Source organism: Aeromonas sp. S11(2024), assembly GCF_041402345.1.
Taxonomy (GTDB): Bacteria; Pseudomonadota; Gammaproteobacteria; order Enterobacterales; family Aeromonadaceae; genus Aeromonas; species Aeromonas veronii.
The window spans coordinates 214,134-233,354 of the sequence record NZ_JBGLRC010000003.1 but is presented as its reverse complement, the minus strand read 5'-3'; the positions used below and the strand labels follow the sequence as shown (position 1 = coordinate 233,354).

At 59.1% G+C, this 19,221-nt stretch carries 15 protein-coding genes; 3 read left to right on the top strand and 12 right to left on the bottom strand.

All coding sequences use genetic code 11. From position 1 onward, the window contains the following. Window positions 1-363: 363 nt before the first annotated feature. The 8 genes from ACB040_RS04440 to ACB040_RS04405 all read right to left on the bottom strand — a co-directional run bounded on the left by ACB040_RS04440 (window position 364) and on the right by ACB040_RS04405 (window position 10,746). Window positions 364-987 carry a PepSY-associated TM helix domain-containing protein gene (locus ACB040_RS04440; protein ID WP_338773431.1) on the bottom strand — a complete coding sequence of 208 codons (624 nt, stop codon included), beginning with the start codon at window positions 985-987 and terminating at the stop codon, window positions 364-366. 63 nt (window positions 988-1,050) lie between these two features. Further along, a complete protein-coding gene (locus ACB040_RS04435; protein ID WP_338774953.1) occupies window positions 1,051-3,090 on the bottom strand; it encodes a TonB-dependent siderophore receptor in 2,040 nt (679 codons plus the stop codon). Between the two features lie 293 nt (window positions 3,091-3,383). Continuing rightward, window positions 3,384-4,421, bottom strand: coding sequence for an acyltransferase (locus tag ACB040_RS04430; RefSeq protein WP_371153387.1), 1,038 nt, complete (start codon window positions 4,419-4,421; stop codon window positions 3,384-3,386). A gap of 223 nt (window positions 4,422-4,644) precedes the next feature. Continuing rightward, entirely contained in the window at window positions 4,645-5,553 is a 909-nt protein-coding gene (pbpG, locus tag ACB040_RS04425) for a D-alanyl-D-alanine endopeptidase (protein ID WP_371153385.1), read from the bottom strand. A gap of 258 nt (window positions 5,554-5,811) precedes the next feature. Further along, window positions 5,812-7,278: a glutamate/gamma-aminobutyrate family transporter YjeM gene (gene yjeM / locus ACB040_RS04420; protein WP_371153383.1), complete on the bottom strand. Its 1,467-nt coding sequence runs from the start codon at window positions 7,276-7,278 to the stop codon at window positions 5,812-5,814. A 435-nt stretch (window positions 7,279-7,713) separates the two neighbouring features. Next, complete coding sequence (locus tag ACB040_RS04415) at window positions 7,714-8,592, bottom strand: DMT family transporter (RefSeq protein WP_307772850.1); 879 nt, start codon at window positions 8,590-8,592, stop codon at window positions 7,714-7,716. Window positions 8,593-8,625: 33 nt separating this feature from the next. Beyond that, window positions 8,626-9,546, bottom strand: a complete 921-nt coding sequence (locus ACB040_RS04410) for an ABC transporter substrate-binding protein (RefSeq protein WP_047438784.1) — start codon at window positions 9,544-9,546, stop codon at window positions 8,626-8,628. A 120-nt stretch (window positions 9,547-9,666) separates the two neighbouring features. Further along, complete coding sequence (locus tag ACB040_RS04405; RefSeq protein ID WP_005355196.1) at window positions 9,667-10,746, bottom strand: porin; 1,080 nt, start codon at window positions 10,744-10,746, stop codon at window positions 9,667-9,669. A gap of 221 nt (window positions 10,747-10,967) precedes the next feature. Here ACB040_RS04405 and glpX point away from each other — a divergent pair, with 221 nt between their 5' ends. Together glpX and ACB040_RS04395 are read left to right on the top strand one after the other, a co-directional pair. Then, window positions 10,968-11,978 carry a class II fructose-bisphosphatase gene (gene glpX / locus ACB040_RS04400; RefSeq protein WP_005336386.1) on the top strand — a complete coding sequence of 337 codons (1,011 nt, stop codon included), beginning with the start codon at window positions 10,968-10,970 and terminating at the stop codon, window positions 11,976-11,978. 134 nt (window positions 11,979-12,112) lie between these two features. Then, a complete protein-coding gene (locus tag ACB040_RS04395; RefSeq protein WP_075115810.1) occupies window positions 12,113-12,364 on the top strand; it encodes a YkgJ family cysteine cluster protein in 252 nt (83 codons plus the stop codon). 70 nt (window positions 12,365-12,434) lie between these two features. On the opposite strand, the gene ACB040_RS04390 is transcribed toward ACB040_RS04395, so the two are convergent. The 4 genes from ACB040_RS04390 to hemC are packed head-to-tail and all read right to left on the bottom strand — an operon-like array spanning window position 12,435 to window position 16,315. Beyond that, a complete protein-coding gene (locus tag ACB040_RS04390) occupies window positions 12,435-13,598 on the bottom strand; it encodes a heme biosynthesis HemY N-terminal domain-containing protein (RefSeq protein WP_371153379.1) in 1,164 nt (387 codons plus the stop codon). Window positions 13,599-13,608: 10 nt separating this feature from the next. Next, entirely contained in the window at window positions 13,609-14,658 is a 1,050-nt protein-coding gene (locus ACB040_RS04385) for a uroporphyrinogen-III C-methyltransferase (RefSeq protein WP_338773441.1), read from the bottom strand. After that, window positions 14,655-15,389 carry a uroporphyrinogen-III synthase gene (locus tag ACB040_RS04380; RefSeq protein ID WP_371153376.1) on the bottom strand — a complete coding sequence of 245 codons (735 nt, stop codon included), beginning with the start codon at window positions 15,387-15,389 and terminating at the stop codon, window positions 14,655-14,657. The genes ACB040_RS04385 and ACB040_RS04380 overlap by 4 nt, the downstream gene beginning before the upstream one ends. Further along, a complete protein-coding gene (gene hemC, locus ACB040_RS04375) occupies window positions 15,386-16,315 on the bottom strand; it encodes a hydroxymethylbilane synthase (RefSeq protein WP_139435215.1) in 930 nt (309 codons plus the stop codon). The genes ACB040_RS04380 and hemC overlap by 4 nt, the downstream gene beginning before the upstream one ends. A gap of 323 nt (window positions 16,316-16,638) precedes the next feature. Here hemC and ACB040_RS04370 point away from each other — a divergent pair, with 323 nt between their 5' ends. Beyond that, on the top strand, window positions 16,639-19,158 hold the full coding sequence (locus ACB040_RS04370; protein WP_371153374.1) for a class I adenylate cyclase: 2,520 nt from the start codon (window positions 16,639-16,641) through the stop codon (window positions 19,156-19,158). Window positions 19,159-19,221: the final 63 nt, after the last annotated feature.

The following is a 19,221-nucleotide window of genomic DNA, read 5'->3' as shown; positions in this document are numbered from 1 at the left end:
GCGACAGGGTACCCAGAGTGAGAGAGATGGGGGTACTTATGGGGGTATAAAGACAATGCCTTGATTTGTTTAATCATCAAAAACAATGAGTTATCTGCTTGATTCGATAGAGATCCCGGCACCATCAAATTTATGACAAAAGGCCATCAGTAATGATGGCCTTTTGTTTTTTGGCGTTCCTGCGTGTTGGAGCGTTGCTGTTGAGCTGGCAGTACTTCCCGTTACCTCTTGGTATCCCTTCTCTTTTTCCGCTCTCCGTTATTTCCTTTTCTTGATGTGGCTGCTGACGGCATCACCGCCAGCGGCCTGTTTCTATTGCGGTTTTTTTTCCAAACCTTGCTGCATCAGAACATGGTTGCCGTGCTATCCCAGCAGGGCAAACAGCAGGGTGCCGAGGCTGCCAGCGAGTGTCAGCGCGATGATGGCTCTGGGTGTGCCGTGCAGCTTGGTCCACATAAACAGGCTGGTGAGGGCGAGCAGCAGCAGGGCCAGGGCGGCGATATCGCCAAACAGCTGCCAGCCGAGGCCGGTGCCCATACCGCGGTGCAGCCGGTTGAGGCTGGCGGCAAAGTTGGCCAGTTGCAGGTCGGTACGTACCAGCAAGGTACCCTCAACATAGCTGGCGGCCACGCTCTGGCTGAGGGTAACGCCGCGCATCTCCCACTTGGCGGGCAGGGTGAGCGGGCCGTTCGGGGTGGGCAGGGTCTGGGCCGGGGTGAGCATGGTTCGCCCGTCGGCAAAAGTATCGGGATAGCGCTGTTGCAGCAGGATTTTCAGCTGCTCCGGGCTGGCGAGCGGCGCCTTGAGCACTATCTCTTCACTCGATTTGTCGGTGTGGGGGCCGGGGATGGGCAACACAGCACGGTGTTGCAGCCAGAGACCGGTGATGCCGTACATCAGCATCAGGGCAAGGGTAAAAAAACCGGCCCAGGCATGGAGGCGGCGTACCCATTTGTTGTTGTGAAGGGGAACTCTTCTGCGTTTCATCGTGGTTGCTTCATAAAAAAACTGGCCAGCAGGGGCTGGCCAGTCGGGGTGGTTGTCACTGGATCAAAAACGGTAGGACGTAGTCAAATTAACCTGCCGTGGGGAGCCGGGCATGATCTGAGAGGCGCCGGTAGCACTTACGTAGTAGTGAGTGTCAAACAGGTTCTCCATACCGAACTGCGCTTCCCAATGTTGCCAGCGATAGCCCGCTCTGGCATCAACGCGTGCATAGCCGGGGAGCAACGTGGTATTGGCATTGTCAGCAAAGCGATCACCCACAGCGGTAACACCGCTCTCGCCGAACCAGCCGAGCTTTCCTTGCTGATAACCGGCAAACAGTTCGCCATTTAGGCGTGATACGCTGCTTGGGCGATTGCCCTTATTGATGGAGTCTTCCACCATTTCTGCATCTTGCAGAGCTATGCCGCCGCGGAGATAAACCTCGTCGTTCAGCTGAGCTCGTGTACTGAGTTCGATACCGTCGGTACGTTGCAGGCCAGTGAGGAGTATCTTGCTGGGATCGAGTGGATCTTTGGTTCGCTTGTTATACATCTCCAGCCGGTAGATGGAGAGGGTGGTTGCCAGTTTGCCATCTAGCCAGTCGCTCTTGACGCCGGTCTCATATTGACGGGTCAGCTCTGGGTCTAGAGTGTTGTTTTTATCACCGATCTGGTTAAGGCCTGTCACGCCACCGCCATTGGGCATAAAGCTTTTGCTGTAAGAGAGATAGAAAGAGTGTTCTTCTATCGGATTCCATACCAATCCTGCGCGCGGGCTCAGGCTGTGGTTTGAGATTGTCTCCTCAGCCGGGTTTTTATTGTCACGACTGTTGACCTCGAATTGGTCATAACGCAGTCCTAGCAGCAGTGTCCAGTCGCCCATTGAGAGCTGATCTTGTACATAAGTCCCGATACTGCGGATTTTATGTTGCTTGTCAGAGGAAAGGGACATCTTGCCGTCGTAGGTCGGTAGGGCCTCAGGGTTGTAAAGGTTGAAAGATTTAAGATCAGGACTTTTCCATAGTTTGGGATAACGTTCCTGCCACCCCTGATCGGTGCCGACCAATAGGGTGTGGGCAATGGGGCCACTCTGCAGGTGTCCTTCGACCTCAAGACTGGAGGCGAGATTACGGGTTTGTAAATCTTGCTGCCAGCGAGTTCGAGTTATTTGCTCACCTTCCATTTTGGTGATGTAGGTATTGTCGAACTGGCTCGAGAGATCGATCAGGCTCAGTTGCTGGCGCACCTGCCAGTCGTCGTTTACATCCCAAGTGAAGCGAGAACGTGCCGATTGTGCCAGATCGTTGATGTAGTCGCGCCGTAAATCGCTATAGACGGCGTCACGTGGCACATCTGCTGGACGACCGTTAAGGCCGGGGATACCGCGGTCCGGCGTGCGGTGCGATTCATTGCGTTCGTATTGCAGCAGCCAGCTCAATCGATCAGTGATATCCCAGTTCATGGCTGGTGCCACCATAGTACGTCTGCCGTGTACGCCATTACGGAAGCTGTCGTTGTCTTCCTGAGCGACGTTGAGTCGTAGTTGCACCGCCTCGCTCGGCTCGGCGCTCAGGTCTGCGGCCATGCGTTGGTAATCGTAACTGCCCACGCGTACTGTGACGCTGGACTCCTGCCCTTTCTGCGGTTTTTTGCTGATGCGGTTGATGATGCCGCCGCTGCTACCACGTCCGTAGAGTACTGCTGCCGGGCCCTTTAGCACTTCTACCCGTTCGATATTGCCGAGATCCCGGGTGTACTGCATGTCGTCGCGGAATCCGTCGAGATAGAAATCCGTGCCTGCGCTAAAGCCGCGGATTGTGACGCCGTCGAAGCGGGTATCACCGCTTGCATCAACACCTGGAATGCCGACCAGAGCTTCGCTCAATGTGGGTTGGCCGAAGGCGGTCAGCTCGCTGACCTTGACGCTGTCGATGGTCTGGGGAACCAGCTTGGCTGGCGTATTGGTACGGGTTGCGGTGGCAACTTCCTGATGCTGGGATCGTTTGCCAACCACAGTCATGGTTTCATCGGCGGCCTGGGCTGTGAAGCCGGTGCCCAGCAGTGCCAGCGAGACCAGCGTTCTGCGAAAGTGAGGGTGCTGCATATTCAATATTGACTCTTTGGATGTCGACCTGACGGCTCGAACATATTGATTTAATTATAATTAGCCTGACCCGCCAAAGCGGGATGCCAATGATATTGATTTTCATTTGTCTGGCAAGGTGAAAATGGATAGGGGTATTGGAGGCGGGTTGTGCGGTCGGGGGAGCTCGGCTGAAAAGCAGAGCCATTGCAGCAAACCGCGCGAACGAAGCGAGGGAAAAAGGGCGTAGCGGAAGAGAAAGGGACAAAACGTGAAGAGGCATCCGGCCCGATAGGACGGGCCGGATATCGGACTCAGTGGGTGCGCAGCAGTCGGCGGGTGAGGGGTTGGGCCGCCAGCAGGCGATAGGCCAGCAGAGACGATCCCAGCAGCAGCGGCACTTTGGCAATCTCCCACAGGATGGATGCGCCCTGCGGGCCGAACACGAAGAGCCAGACCACCAGCATCATGTGCAGGCAGTAGATCCCGAGCACTTTGGGGGCCTGGCGCTCAAGCCAGCTGCCCTTGCCCCACTCGGGGTTGGCCAGCAGTAGTCCAAACAGACCGATAGCCCAGGGAAGGGAGCCAAGCAGGAAGTCGTGGCGGGTGAGCGGCACTGCGGCGAAGTGCTGCAGCGCCCAGGCTTCACAGCCATAGAGCGCCACGCCCGCCAGCAGCAGTTGCCAGCCGGTGCGGGCATCGGGCTGCCACTGACGCTGGCGCAGCAGGGCCCCGAGCGCCACAAACAGCAGGGAGAAGAAGGGGCCGTTACGGGTGAGTAGTGGCCACTCGGTGCCCAGCAGCGGCTTGGCATAGGAGCCCCCCAGCAGCGCCAGCAGGTAAAGGCCAAGACCCAGCCAGAGGGCGAGCGATGGTCTGCCAAGCCGATAGCAGAGTGCCAGCAGGGCCACCGCCATCACCAGGGCTGGCAGGAACCAGAGGTGGATCATGCCGCCCACCAGCCAGCCATTGAGGGGGTCGCCGAGCTGGAATTGCCACTGCCCGCGCAGGGAGGCCAGATAGCCTTGCTGCACGGCATCCAGCGGATTGAACGGCACCAGCAGGTAGACCAGACTCCATACCAGCCAGAGCAGCAGCAAGGGGTGGCAGTAGCGCCAGGCAACGGTCAGTGGCGCTTCGCGGCTCAGTCTCGGCTGCAGAAAGTAACCGGCACAGAGGAAAAACAGCGGCACGGCAAAGCGGCATAACTGGTTGATGGTGCCGCTCAGCCAGAGCCAGGATCCACTTCCCCACAGGGCGGGATTGAACGGATTGGCGAAGGGGGATACGTGAATGGTCATCACGGCCAGAATGGCCAGTACCCGCCCGCACTCGATACTGGAAATACGCATGGTGGCTCGTCGTTACAGGGGTTGTGATGGCACGCTAAAATTCTTGCCGAAAACTTACAACCAATTGATTCTATTAGTGTGAATCACACTGTTGAGTAGTTACGTTTTGTAACGGGATGGCGGAAGGTGTTACCTGTAACGGGAACTGGATCCCATTTTTTGGGCGCGCTCATGCAGATAAAAAAAGCGAGGCAGGTGCCTCGCTTGGTTGGGGATCTCGAGCTTACTGGTGAGTCAGCATGCTGCTCTGGTTGGCTGCAAGGGTGGTTCTGCCCGAGCTCTCCAGCCAGGTTTTGATCCGCTTGGCATCGGCGACCCGATCGTTGGTGGTCTCGGCATTGAGCAGCACCATGATCACCGGCTCACGATTGACCTTGGTGCCCAGCACCAGACAGCGGCCCGCTTCGCGGATATAGCCGGTCTTGGAGAGGGTGAACTCCCATTGCCCTTCGCGGATCAGCCGGTTGGAGTTGAGGTAGTGCAGCTGACGCTTGTTGGTGCGCACATAACTCTGCTCGTCGGTGGAGTACTGGCGGATCAGTGGATAGGAGGCCGCTGCGGCGGCGAGTTTGGCGAGATCCTGCGCGGTGGAGACATTGCGCGGGTTGAGCCCGGTGCTGTCGGCGTAGCGGGTATTCCACATCCCCAGCATGCGGGCTTTGGCGTTCATCGCCTCGACAAAGGCACGCTGGCCGCCGGGATAGTGGCGGGCCAGCGCCGAGGCGGCGCGGTTTTCAGAGGACATCAGGGCGATATGGAGCATTTCGGCGCGGCTGAGCCTGGAGCCGATGGCCAGTCGTGAACCGGTTCCCTTGATGCGGTCGATGTCGGCATTGGTCACGGTGAGCATTTCGTTGAGGCGCAGGTTGGCATCCAGCACCACCAGCGCCGTCATCAGCTTGGTGAGTGAGGCGATGGGCATTACCCGGTTGCCGTTGCGCTCGGAGATCACCTCGCCGGTTCTGTGGTTGGCCACCACGAAGGCAGCCGAGCTGAGGTTGGGCACATCCCGTCGCTCGAGAAAGCCGCTGCTCTTGCTGCTGGCGGCAAAGGGGTTGGCATGGGCACTGTCCATAGTGGCCGGCAGCATTACTGCGCCAAGCAACAGGGGAAGAAGGGAACGCATCATCATGATCAGCTCTACCGGACGAAATACAGGGATATCTCGCTAAGTTATATGTCGTGAACTGGCGCTTCACAATCATTCTCACCTTGATATTGATAATTTACGGCGTTGAGCGCGCTCTGACGGCGAGGAGAGCGTAAAACAGGTCTCCATAGAGTCTTTTTTTACATTGAAACTATGGGCTGGCCGTGATGGCGAGCGGAAGCCGGCGCTAAAAAATCGGGACCAGAACGGTCCCGATTGGCATGGAGCATTGCTTGCCGTTTAGTGGGTATCTTCCTGCTTGATCTTGAAGCGCATGGCGATCACCACGAACAGCAGCGGGCCAATGATGGTCCAGACGCCGGTGGAGATATCGCCGGAGATAAAGGGGGCGACCACGGTAAAGACGTTGCCGAAGGCGACCAGGATCAGGCTGATGATGGTGGCCAGCAGTACCGAGCCCGCGCTCTTGAAGAAGATCAGGTCCTTGCCCAGCGCCGGGTTGTTGCGATAGCGATACCAGGCGTAGATGAGGAACATGTAGGGCAGGGTCATGCCGACGTTGGTCATGGTGATGATCAGCTCATAGAGGGTGGCGGCCCCTTCCGGGTTGATCAGGGTAAAGATGGACTTGGCGGCAATGAACAGACAGACCACCCAGGCTTGCACCTTGAGGGCTTCAATGCGCACGCCATTCTCGTTTTCGCGTTGGAAACGCTCCGGCCAGAAGTAACTCGGGGTGCCGGTGATGAACTGGCGCAGTGGCGCGTAGGAGAGGGCGATAAAGGCACCCAGATAGCTCAGGAACATGCCAAGGCCAGCAAAGCGCATGAACACCTGTCCCAGCCACTCGCCACCGAGATGGCGCCCCAGCTCCAGCATGATGATGAAGAGGGCGGAGAGAGAGGTGATCCCCTCGGCCGGGAAGTCGCTCCAGCGCATGATGGAGCCGACCGCCAGAAAGCCGATGATGTAGCAGAGCACGATGAAGGCGCCGGAGAGGAAGATGCCGCGCTTGAGGTCGCGCTCGGGATCTTCCAGCTCGTCAGCCACCCCGGCCATCGCCTCGACCCCGCCGTAGGCGAAGATGGCGAACACCATAAAGCCGAGGAAGGGGATGATGTCGTTGAAAGCGGCATTGGGAGAAGCCGTCAGCGATGCCTGGGTGAAGGGCTCCTGCAGAGTCATGCCGCTCACCGCGAAGGTGAAGACGCCGCCGACCAGCAGCAACACGTTGAGTGCCACCACGGAGAGACCGCCGATGGCCGCCACTTTGGCGAAGCGGGCGCTACCCAGGGTGATGAGCTTGGTGACGGTGGCAACCAGCGCGATGGCGACAACTCCCAGAATAAAGGGGCCGAAGTCGATGCCGGTGCCCAGGGTGACCGGGATGACGGTGATGTCGCGGCCAAACAGCATGAAGGAGAGGGGCACCCACATGGAGAGCGCCTTGCCAAACATCCAGATGACGTAGGAGGCGAACCACATGGTCAGACCGATAAAGGCGAATCGGGTCGAGACCGAGTGGCGCATCCAGGTAAAGATACCGCCCGCCTCTTTGCGAAAGCCGGTACCAAACTCAATCATCATCAAAATGAACGGGATGAAGAAAAACAGACCGCCGATCACGAACATCGGAATGGCGGCATATCCCATTCGGTAAAAACCGATCCCGATATTAGTGACGCCAAATACCGATGTTAATATCATCAATATAAAGGCACCCAACTTCAGCTTTTTTGCCGACATATTAAAAACTCCCTGATGGTGCTGGATTTAAAATAATCAAAAATTAAACAGACGAAACCGGACCCATTAATAACGCGGTAGCGCCATGCCATCCTGCTGTGGCGGGCGCGATCGGGTCATCTCTGACCGGGCTGGCTTACCCGTCAGGCGGTCAATTAATGTATGGGCGGAGTCGCATGGTCTGTGCCATGCACGATATTGGTCAGCGTTGCTGAAAATTAACTGTGAACGATTTTATCATTAATGTTGCAGGGCAGGTAAGTTTCCCGAATGACGCTGTGGTTGAAATAAACAGACCTGCCAGTTAATTGATACGTTGCGGATGTAAACATTTACGCCCGGGCTGACACTTATTTCCATTATTGGTATTCGGCATATTTGGCGGAGTGAATTACGCCATCTTGCCTGATAAATGCGCCTCAATGGCGACAGCGCTTATCCTCCCAGCCGGGTCAGCAGCACGCCGCCGGTAATAATGGCCGCCGCCGTCAGCCGCATGCGCCCGAGCGGCTCTTTCAGCAGCCAGACCGAGAGCAGCATGGCAAACAGCACACTGCTTTCGCGCAGAGCCGCGACCACGCCAATGGGGGCTTGGGTCATGCCCCAGATAACAATCCCGTAGGCGAGCAGTGACATAGCACCTCCTGCTATTCCCGCCATCGCATGGCGACGGATCTGGCGCCAGGCGTTACGCCTCTGGTGGACGATCAGCACCAGCAGCATCGCCAACCCGGTGCAGGCAAAGAGCCAGAGGGTGTAGCGTACCGGTTCACCCCCTGCGCGGGCGCCGGCCCCATCCGAGAGGGTATAGGTCGCCGTGAACATGGCCGTGATCAGTGCCGCCCGAACCGCTTTGCTGTCAAGGCGCTGCTGCCCACCTCGCCAGGCCATCAGCAAGACCCCCATGATCAGCACGCAGGCGCCGATGATGCCGCCGTAACCGGGGTAGTCCCCCAGCAGCAGGGCACTTAACACCATGGCGAGCAGCGGGGCACTGCCACGGGCCAGCGGATAGATCTGGCCAAAATCGCCCTGATTGTAGGCATGGCTGAGAAACATGCAGTAACCGATATGGAGCAGGACTGAGAGGCCGAGCCAAGGCAGCTCGGCAGCAGAGGGAAGCCCCATGGGCAGCAGCGCCACGGCGGCGATAAGCCCTGAGAAGATCGCCACCAGTGACACGCCCACCAGCCGCTCTTCGCCAATTTTGACCAGCGCATTCCAGCTGGCGTGAAGCAGGGCTGCCAGCAGAACGGCAAAAAAGACGGTGGTGCTCATGGGAAAGGGCTCTCGGGCGATGGGGGTCAACAGCATATCCGCCCGGAGCCTGATTGGCCGAGATCTTTATCAAGGCTTCGGCTTTTCGGGGCTCGCCTCCTGCGTGGTGGCGTTACCCAGTTGCCCCAACACCAGTTTGGGATGGGGGTCGGTCTGCAGCGGAATATCTTGCAGCCCGGTTCCCTGCTGGTGGCGATGGATGATCCCGGCGGCCATCTTGCCCAGTGCCTCGTAGCTGCTGATGGTGCCAACGCTGCAGCCGTGCTCGACGAACAGCTCGGCACTGCAGATGGTAGGGATGGCAGCTGCGTTGAGCGCATTCAGCAGGCGGGGGGCGATGGAGAGCAGATAGCTGTCTGCGGCCAGAAAGACGATGTCGTTTTTGGCATCCTGTTGCAGCCGCTTCAGTTCGTTGTCCAGCCGCCGTGGGTCTGGGGCCATTCGCCAGGTGACCATCTGCCACTGGTAGCGTTTCGCTTCATTGAGCAGCATATCGGCCACCAGCAGGGTGTTCTGCTCACGGGGGTTGAAGGGTAGCAGCAGCCGTTTTCCGGTGGCCAGATGCTCGCTGGCGTTGGCCAGTTGCAGTGCCATCGGCACCATGTTGCTCACCCCGGCCACCATGCTGTTCTGGGCTTTGTCTTCCGAGAGGATGTCTGCCCCGACCGGATCGGATACCACGTTGAAGATCAGTGGCTTGCGGTTGGCCACCAGACTCTTGGTCATGGTGGTGGCGGTGGTGCCAAAAGTGTAGATGTAGTCGTATTCGGCCAGTTTCGGCAGCATCTGCTGGCGCAGCATGGTTGCCAGCGCCGTACGATCCTGATCGGCGTTATAGGTGGTGATGGTGGCCTGATAGCCAAGGCGGGTCAGCTCTGCCCGAAAGCCCGCTTCGGCTGCGGTTTCACCGCGCCACAGCACCATGGCGATAGAGAGGGCGTGAGCGGGAAGAGCCAGCAGCAACAGCAGGACGAAAGGCAGCCTGACCATGATCATCTCTCCGGCGATACATCTACTGTTGAGCCTAGGCCACTTTCTCCGGTCGTGAGCGACGCCCAGCAAAAAGCGCGATGGCAAGCCATCGCGCTTTGGGGATCCGCAAAACCTCGATTAGAAGTCGTAGCGGGCAGCCAGCTGGAAGTCATCCTTGTTGGCAGTCGCTTTGCCGGCAACGCTGTCCAGATTGTTGATGCGGTACTCGCCAATCACCCGCAGGTTCTTGTTGAATTTGTACTGGGCACCCAGTGTGTAGTAGTCAATGGCATCGGTTTTCTTGCCGCCAGTGACTTCCTGCTCCTGTTTGTTCCACAGGGCCATCAGACCGAAGCCGTTTTCGAAGTTGTAGCCCAGCGCGGCTTCCCAGCCGGTATGGTCGGTGCCACTTTGGACAAAGTCAGATCCATCGGCATAGCTCAGAGCCGCATAGGCCGCCTTGTTGTCGAACTTGGCAGAGATCAGCCACAGTTTGGCGTCTTCGGTATTCTTTTCCTGACGTTGGCCAACGTTGTAGGCGGTGCCCAAAGACAGATTGAACGGGAAGGTGTAAGCCACGGCTGCACCATAGGCTGGGTCAGCTGCGGAGGTCTTGTTGCTGCTCTTGTCTTCTTCTTGGCCGCCATCAAATTTGTAGCTGGCATCAAACTGGAAGCCATTGAACAGGCCGGAATACTTCAACACGGAACCAGCGCGGTTGGTGGCGAAGGTGTCAGTCTTGGCGCCCAGCGCTTCGTTGCCGTAGCCGTCGGAGAGGGATACATCAGTCCAGTCGGCCAGGAAGCCCGGGGCCCCTTTCTGGCGACCGAAAGTCACGGTACCCCAGTCAGCGCCGACACCGGCAAAGGCCAGACGGGTGCGCAGGTTGTCTGTGCTTCCATCTTTACCCAAGGTCTTTTCGCTGTCGTTGATGTACATCTGTACTTCGTACTGGGCCAATGCTTTCAGGCCGCTCTGGATCTGGGTCTCGGCTTTGGCACCGAAACGGACAAACTGGTTGGCCCCTTGCTTGGCGCTGTAATCCTTGGTGCCATTCGGATTGGCAGTATCGACGTTTTCTTTTTTGTCGCCGAAGAATTGGCCAGCGTAGATACGGCCATAGAGATCCAGCATGGAGGTGTCATTTTTGTACACTTCAACGGCTTGAGCCTGGAAGGCTGCGGTGAGAGCCAGTGCCACTACAGTCAGCTTTTTCATCTTAATCCCTTGTGGTGTTGCAAGCTTTTGTTTTGAAAACGGGGTCATGCTAGGCAGCGGGGATGACAGCGGGGTGACAGTTGGATGAAGAGTCGATGGCAATTGGGTTGCAATTGGATGAATTGGCTACATTCTTGCTCGCAGCGGCTACTTTTGTGCGCAAAGGTTTGCCCTTGTGGTAGAATGCCGCCCGTTTTCGAGCTCCATAGGTTGGATATGCGATGAGACGTGAACTGGCAATCGAGTTTTCCCGAGTGACGGAAGCGGCTGCACTGGCTGGCTACAAGTGGCTCGGACGTGGTGACAAGAATATCGCTGATGGGGCGGCCGTAGCGGCCATGCGCCACATTCTCAACCAGATCGAGATCGATGGTGAGATTGTGATCGGCGAAGGTGAAATTGATGAAGCGCCGATGCTCTATATCGGCGAGAAGGTCGGTACCGGACACGGCGACGCGGTGGATATCGCGGTCGATCCCATCGAGGGTACCCGCATGACTGCCATGGGTCAGGCCAACGCGCTGGCCGTGCTGGCGGTGGGCGACAAGGGTTCTTTCCTGAAAGCGCCTGATATGTACATGGAAAAGCTGATCGTCGGCCCCAAGGCCAAAGGCGCCATCGACCTGGATCAGGCTCTCGAGCTGAACCTGAAGTCCGTGGCCAAGGCGCTGGGCAAGCCGCTCTCCCGTCTGACCGTCATTACCCTGGCCAAGCCGCGTCATGACAAGGCAATCAAGGAGATGCAGGGTCTGGGCGTGCGGGTGTTCGCCATTCCTGATGGTGACGTTGCCGCCTCCATCCTCACCTGTCTGCCGGACAGCGAAGTCGACATGCTGTATGGCATCGGCGGCGCACCGGAAGGGGTGATCTCCGCGGCGGTGATCCGCGCGCTGGATGGTGACATGCAGGCCCGTTTGGTGCCGCGTCACCGCGTCAAGGGCGACAGCCCGGAAGTGCGTGCGCTGGGCGAGCAGGAAATTGCCCGCTGCGAAGCGCTCGGCATCGATGTCAACAAGGTGCTCAAGCTGGAAGACATGGCGAAGAATGATAACGTCATCTTCTCCGCCACCGGCATCACCAAGGGTGATCTGCTGGATGGCATCACCAGCGATGGCGTGATGGCGACCACCGAGACTCTGTTGATCCGTGGTAAATCCCGCACCATTCGTCGTATCAAGTCGATCCATTACCTGGAGCGCAAAGACAGCGTGGTACGCGATATCATCCTGTGATGATGGCTCGCTGAACCGGCTGTGTTGTCTGAAGCCCGATCGCCCGTGCGGTCGGGCTTTTTGTTGTGTGCCAGCTACGTTTGTGCCGCCGCTTCGGCTATGGTGGCTCAGACCGTCCCAAAGGAGTGGAGTCTATGGAGTGTCGTAGCGGCTGCGCTGCCTGTTGCATCGCCCCCAGTATCAGCAGTGCCATTCCCGGTATGCCAGATGGCAAACCGGCTGGCGTCCCCTGTATCCAGCTCGATAGTACCCTTGGCTGCAAGATCTTCGGTCAACCGGAGCGGCCAGCGGTGTGCGGCGGTTTTCGCCCCATGATGGATGTGTGCGGCAGCCATCGCGCCGAGGCTATCTGGCTGATCGGCGAGCTGGAACGGCTCACCACCTGACGAGGGCAGGGCGAAGAGATAAAAAAAGAGGCCGCATCATGCGGCCTCTCGCGTTTCTGTTTGCCGGGGATCAGATCCCCGCCAGCTCCAGTGCCTGACGATAGTACTCGTTGGCCTTGTTGGTAAGGCGGCGTTTGTCCATCAGCTGGCCGAGGGCGTGGTAGGCGGCGGCGCTCGGCGCCCGCTCCACCTCCTGCTCCAGCAGCTTCTGGGCATCGTCCAGTTGGCCTGCCAGCAGATAGAGCTGGGCCAGTGCGGTGTCCACCTCCGGTTGCCCCTGCTGTTTTTGCAGCAGCGCCAGCAGCGGCTGGTAGCTGTCGAGTTTCAGCTTGGGCAGACGAGCCAGCAACTGGGGCATCGGCTGTTTGCGCAGCGCCTCCTGCCACAGGGTGGCAGCCTCGCCGTCGGCACCCAGCTGGCGCAGCAGATCGCCGTAGCAGGCCAGCAGTTCTGGCTCAAGGCGCAGCTTGCGCGGCAGATCCTGCCATACCGCCTTGAGGGTCTCGAGGCTGCCGGCAGCCTGTTGCAGACGACCAGACCAAGCCTGTTGCAGCAGATCTTCTTCCTGTTTCGGGGTCAGCTTGCCCACCTTGTGCAGTGCCGGGATCAGGTCGCACAGGGCACTCCAGTCCTGACGGGCCAGATGCACCTGACGCAGCTGATCCAGCACCATGGGGTGGCGCGGGTTGAGGGCGTAGACCGACTCCAGCATCGCCAGCGCAGTATCGTACTGGCCCTGCTCGATCTGCAGCTGGGTCTGGGTCAGGGTGAGCGCCAGCTCGGCCTTGGGGTTCTCCTCCTGCGCTTTTTGCAGGTATTGATCCCGGCGGGCGTCGTCACCACGGGCCTGCGCCGCCTTGGCGGCGCTCAGGTAGTTGAGCAGCGGGGTGTCGCTGTTGCTGGCCCCTTTGATCAGCAGCTTTTCAGCCTGACTGTAGTGCCCTTCGGCCATTGCCAGGGTGGCAGCGACGGTCTGTTGATTGGCCTTGCGGCGGCGGCGCGAGCCGTACCAGCCAAGGGTCTTGCGGCGCAGGCCGAATACCCGGCCCAGCAGCCACTCGACGATCAGCAGGGCACCGTAGAACAGCACGGCCAGGATCACCGCGCTGGTGACGGAGGATTCGATGGTGTAATTGCCGAGGGCAATCAGCACATAGCCCTTGTTACCGGAGGCTTGCGGGCCAAAGATCAGCCCTGCGACCATCACGGCAACCAGAATGATTATACGGATCATGGCGCCCTCCTCAGCTGCTGGCCAGAATGCGTTGCAGGCGTTCGGTCAGCACCTGCTCCAGTATCGCCTGGGTCTTGAACTGGGCCGGATAGTCGATCTGGATCTGCTCACCCTTGAGCTTGTCGATCTCGCCCTGCATGTAGCGGGTGGCGCTGTTGTCGGTGTCGAAATACTGGGTCAGCCAGCGCTGGGCCTTGTCCAGGCTGTCTTCGTAGAGCGCCTGCTGCTCGCGATAGACGGAGAGCTGGGCCTGCAACAGCTTGGTCTTGAGGTTTTCACGCAGGAAGATCTCCTGCTGCGGCGAGAGCAGCGCCTCTACTGCACCATCGCGGCGGCGGATGGTGACGAAGTTCTCGGTGAACTTGACCCAGTTCTTCTTCAGGTTGCTCTCCCACTCGTCGGGATTGGTGCTAACTGCCTGATCCGGCTCGGCCTTGGCTTCCGGCATGCTGACGGTGGAGAGGGGCAGCAGCTCGATCTGGTCTGAGAGCGCGGCCAGCTTGAGGGTCAGCCCCTCGCGGTCGATGCGCGGCATCCCCTTGAGCTTGGCGATATCCTCGGCCAGCGCCTTGCGGATCGGCATCAGGCTGGGGTCGTTGAGGGCGGCGATCCGCTCGTCGGCATTGCCGAGCAGGGTGATGGCGGAGACGAGGTCATGCTCCAGCCACAGTTTGCGGCCCGCCATCCGTACCAGATACTCGGATTCGGCCAGCATCCAGTCGTTGGGGCGCTTGTCATTCAGGTCCAGTACCCGGTTCTGCAGACCCTGCATCTCCCCCTGCAGCCGCTGCTGGGTTTGATCCAGCGCGGCCAGCTGCTCGGCATCCTTGCTGCTGGTCTGGTCGATCTTGCTCAGGGCGCTCGCCAGCTGTTGCTTGAGCTGGGCCAGTTCAGCCTGCTGGGCAACGGCGTTCTTGTGGCCGTGCAGATAGAGACCGCCGGTCAGGCCAAGGGCCAGCAGGATGGCAACCCCTCCCAGTACGGCACCGGAGCGGCTCTTGCTGCCATTGACCACAGCGGTCGGCTGGGGTTTGACCTGGGATTCTTGTTGTTCTGTCATTCCATCTTCCTCAGTTCCAGAGCGGCCGTCAGGGCCTGGTTGGATGCACCTTGGGCAATCGTGATATGGATAAAGCCCGCAGCGCTGGCCATCTCGGCCACGCGCGGGCTGGGGACCACCAACAGGCGGTCAAAAAGCCAGGGCTGCTGGCTGGTGGGAACCAGCTCCAGCAGCCGTTGCAGCAGTTCACCACTGGTAATGAGCAGGCTGTCCAGCCCCGCTGCCTGCCAGTGGTGGGTCAATCTGTCCCCGTCTAGCTCGGGGTAGTGGCGCTCATAGGCCGCACAATAGTGCACCAGAGCACCGCGTGAGGCCAGTGTGCTGGCGATGAGATCCCGCCCGCCATTGCCGCGCAGGATCACTACCCGTTTGCCTGCTACCTGCTGCAGGGCGGGCAGGGCCAGCAGCCCTTCGCTGCGCGGGTCATCCGGGCAACTTGCCGTGATGCCTATGGCTGCAAACGCATCTGCGCTGGCCTGACCCACCGCAAAGTACTCAATATGTGGCCAGGTCTGACCAGTTTGCAACAGAAAATCGTGTGCAAAATGAACGGCATGGATGCTGACGGCGATAACCGCGTCAGCACTGCGCAACAGGTCGGGCAGGAGAGGGAGTTCGCTGCCCGCTACGGTTTCCAGCAGCGGGCAGCAGAGTGGTGCATGACCGTGCTGGCGCAGCAACTGCACCAGCTCGGCGGCTTGGGCGGCCGGACGCACCACCAGCGGGGTCATGCGCGGTAGACCTCGGCCAAGATCTCGTCGGCACCGGCTGCCAGCAGGCGCTGGGCCAGTTGCTCGCCGAGGGCCTCACCATCGGCCAGCGGACCGCGGATCTCGTCACGAATCACCTGGGTGCCATCCGGGCTACCCACCAGACCGCGCAGCCAGATCTGCTCACCTTCGACCAGTGCGTAGGCACCGATAGGCACCTGACATCCCCCTTGCAGGGCGCGATTCATGGCGCGCTCGGTCAGCACCCGGGCGCGGGTCTCGGCGTGTTCCAGCGGCGCCAGCAGAGCGTGCAGCTCAACATCGTCGAGGCGGCATTCTATACCGACGGCGCCCTGACCGTTGGCCGGCAGACTCTGCTCCGGCTCGATAAAGGCGGTGATGCGGTGCGCCATCTCCAGTCGTTTCAGGCCGGCGGCGGCGAGGATGATGGCGTCGTACTCACCGGCATCCAGCTTGGCGAGGCGGGTGTTGACGTTGCCACGCAGGTCGCGGATCACCAGATCCGGGCGGGCGGCGCGCAGCTGGCACTGGCGGCGCAGGCTGGAGGTGCCGACCACAGCCCCTTGCGGCAGTTCGGCAATGGCCTTGAAACGGTTGGAAACGAAGGCATCACGGGGATCTTCCCGCTCGCAGATGGTGTGCAGACCGAGTCCCTCGGGGAACTCCACCGGCACATCTTTCATGGAGTGAACGGCGATATCGGCCCGTCCTTCCAGCATGGCGGTCTCCAGCTCCTTGACGAACAACCCCTTGCCACCGACCTTGGCCAGCGGGGTATCGAGGATCTTGTCACCCTGAGTGCTCATGGGCACCAGTTCGACCTGCAACTGCGGGTGCAGGGCTTCGAGCCGGTCTTTGACAAAGTTGGCCTGCCACAGGGCCAGCGGGCTCTTGCGAGTGGCAATTTTCAGGGTTCGGGCTGCCATATCAATCAGTTGTTTCATTTTTAGAAGGAAATCGATATTACCACCCTTTGCCCGGGCTTTCATGGCGGAGCCGGCAAAAGCGGGGCCAAGCTCAAAAATGCATGCTGAAAATGATTTTCATTAAGCAAGTGGTGTTGATTAATTCATTGAATGTATTGGAATTTAATGATTTCCCCTGATACTTGATGTGGTCATACCAGAAATAATCTGGTGTTTAGCTGAAGGCTTGTTTACCACCGCTGTTTGCATTGTTAACATGATCACACTTTTTTGACGTATCCCCCTTTTGGTGCGTCATTTTCACTTAGGTGATAGGCAGGGCATTGCAGGAACACATCGATACGCTGGTTGCGCGTTATGACGACATTACCCGTCTCAAGACGCAACGGGCGTTAGGCCTCATGAGTCGCTATGGGCAGCAGGTATTCCAACTGCTGCCTGTCATGCTGCACTTCAATCATCCCCTGCTGCCCGGTTATGTCTCCGGTGATGTCCCTCATGGCATCTGGAGCTTCAGCGCCACCGCCGAGCAGCAAGCCTTTATCGATGACCTCTGCCGCAATGCCAACTGTCAGAGCGGTCTGGCAACCCATGATCGAGCCATTCAGGGGCTCTACTCCATGGGCAGCACCTCCTCCATCGGTCAGTGCTGTCACTCCGATCTCGATATCTGGGTCTGCCACGTGGCCGGTTTGTCGCAGGAGCGGCTCGATCTGCTGGAGCTGAAGTGCCAGCAACTCTCCAAGTGGGCCGAACAGCGCGGGGTCGATCTCAACTTCTTCCTGATCCCGGAAGACAAGTTCCGCCAGACCAACGATGCCCAGATGCAGGGGGAGAGCTGCGGCAGTGCCCAGCACCTGCTGCTGCTCGACGAGTTCTACCGCAGTGCCATGCGTATCGCGGGCAAACGCTTGATCTGGTATCTGGTGCCCACCGAATGTGATGATCACTACGATGCGTATGTGAACGAGCTGTTCGGGAGCGGCAAGCTCAAGCAGGACGACTGGCTCGATCTCGGCAGTTTTGACCGTATTCCGGCCGAAGAGTATTTCGGCTCCGCCCTGTGGCAGCTCTACAAGGGGATCGACTCTCCCTACAAGGCGGTGCTCAAGTCGGTGCTGATGGAAGCCTACTCCCACGAGTATCCCAATACCCGCCTGCTGTCGATGATTGGTCGCGATTGGTTCCAGCACAACGAGGGGATGCACTACCGGCTCGACAACTACTGTCTGATGCTGGACAAGGTGACCAACTACCTCAAGTCCATCGGCGACATGGCGCGGCTCGATCTGGTGCGCCGCTGTTTCTACCTCAAGGTGTGCGACGGTCTCAGCCATCCCAAGGATGATCACTCCCCCGAGTGGCGCCGCGAGCAGATGAGCCAGCTGGTCTCCTACTGGGGCTGGAGTCAGGACAAACTCTATCAACTCGATCATCGCCACGAATGGAAGATCGAAGAGGTGAAGATCGCTCACGCCGAGCTGCTGGAAGCCCTGATGCAGAGCTACCGCAATCTGATCCAGTTCGCCCGCCGCAACAACATCAGCGAGTCGATCAACCCGGAAGATATCGGCATTTTGTCGCGCAAGCTCTACGCCGCGTTCGAGAGCCTGCCGGGCAAGGTGCAGCGTATCAACCTCAAGATCGCGCCTGATCTCAGCGAGCCGGACCTCAGCTTCGTGCAGGTGCCCCACGGTCGCCTCAACCGCGCCGGCTGGTATCTCTACAAACACTCGCTGGAGCCGGTGGACATCATTGGCCGTGCGCCGCTGGAGTTCAACGGCTACATCAGCAAGCTGGTCTCCTGGGCCTACTTCAACGATCTGTTGACGCCCCAGTCGCGGGTGCACCTGTTCAATCAGGGTTCGGATCTGCACATCGACAATCTGCACCAGTTCTGCCGCGATCTCTCCGGCTGCTTCCCCGAGAAGTACCCACTGGCCACCAACCTGGCCCTCAGCCGGCCGTGCGAGATCCGTCAGCTCTCCATCTTCCTCAATCTGGAGATGGACCCGACCAGTCACTGGGTCGGTCAGGTGATCGAATTTGACGCCAATACCGTGGATGTCTTCTCGTTTGGTCGCAATCAGGAGTGTCTGGTGGGCTCGGTGGATCTGGTCTATCGCAACTCCTGGAGCGAGATCCGTACCCTGCACTTCCAGGGGGATGAAGCTGTGGTCGATGCCCTCACCACCATCCTCGGCAAGATGCATCAGGATGCCGCCGCCCCCGAGATGATCGAGGTGTTCTGCTACAGCCAGCACTTCCGTTCTCTGGTGCGCTCCCGTTTCCAGACGCTGGTGGCGGAGTGTATCGATCTGCGCCTTGCCCGCGACAAGCAGCAGTTGGTCAAGACCATGGCCCTTGGCCGCGAGAAGTACGGCATCTTCTTCGAGCGGCGCGGGGTGTCGGTGAAGAAGCTGGAAAACGCCATCGATTTTTACCGTCACATCTCCCACAACAAGCTGGATCACCTGCCGCTGCGGCTCGACAAGACCCACAGCCAGCATCTGCCGAGCATCGTCGATGCCTACGCCAGCGAAGGGTTGGTGCAGTTCTTCTTCGATACCCGGGATGCGGGCACCAACATCTATATCCTCGATGAGGCGAACCGGGTGGAGATCTACCAGCACTTTGCCGGCAACAAGGATGAGCTGGTGGCGGGGGTCAACCGCTTCTACACCTCCAATCACGAGCGGTTCAGCGATGATGGGCAGTTCATCAACTTCAACCTGCCCCAGTACTACGAGATAGTACAAGTGAATGGCGAACTGGATGTGATCCCCTATCGCAGTCAGGGCACTCTGCGCGAACAGGTGCCGCCCGCTCGAGAAGTGGGCTGACCCGTCAGTTGGTATCGCCATAAAAAACGGCCTGCAGATGCAGGCCGTTTGCTTTGCCGGAAG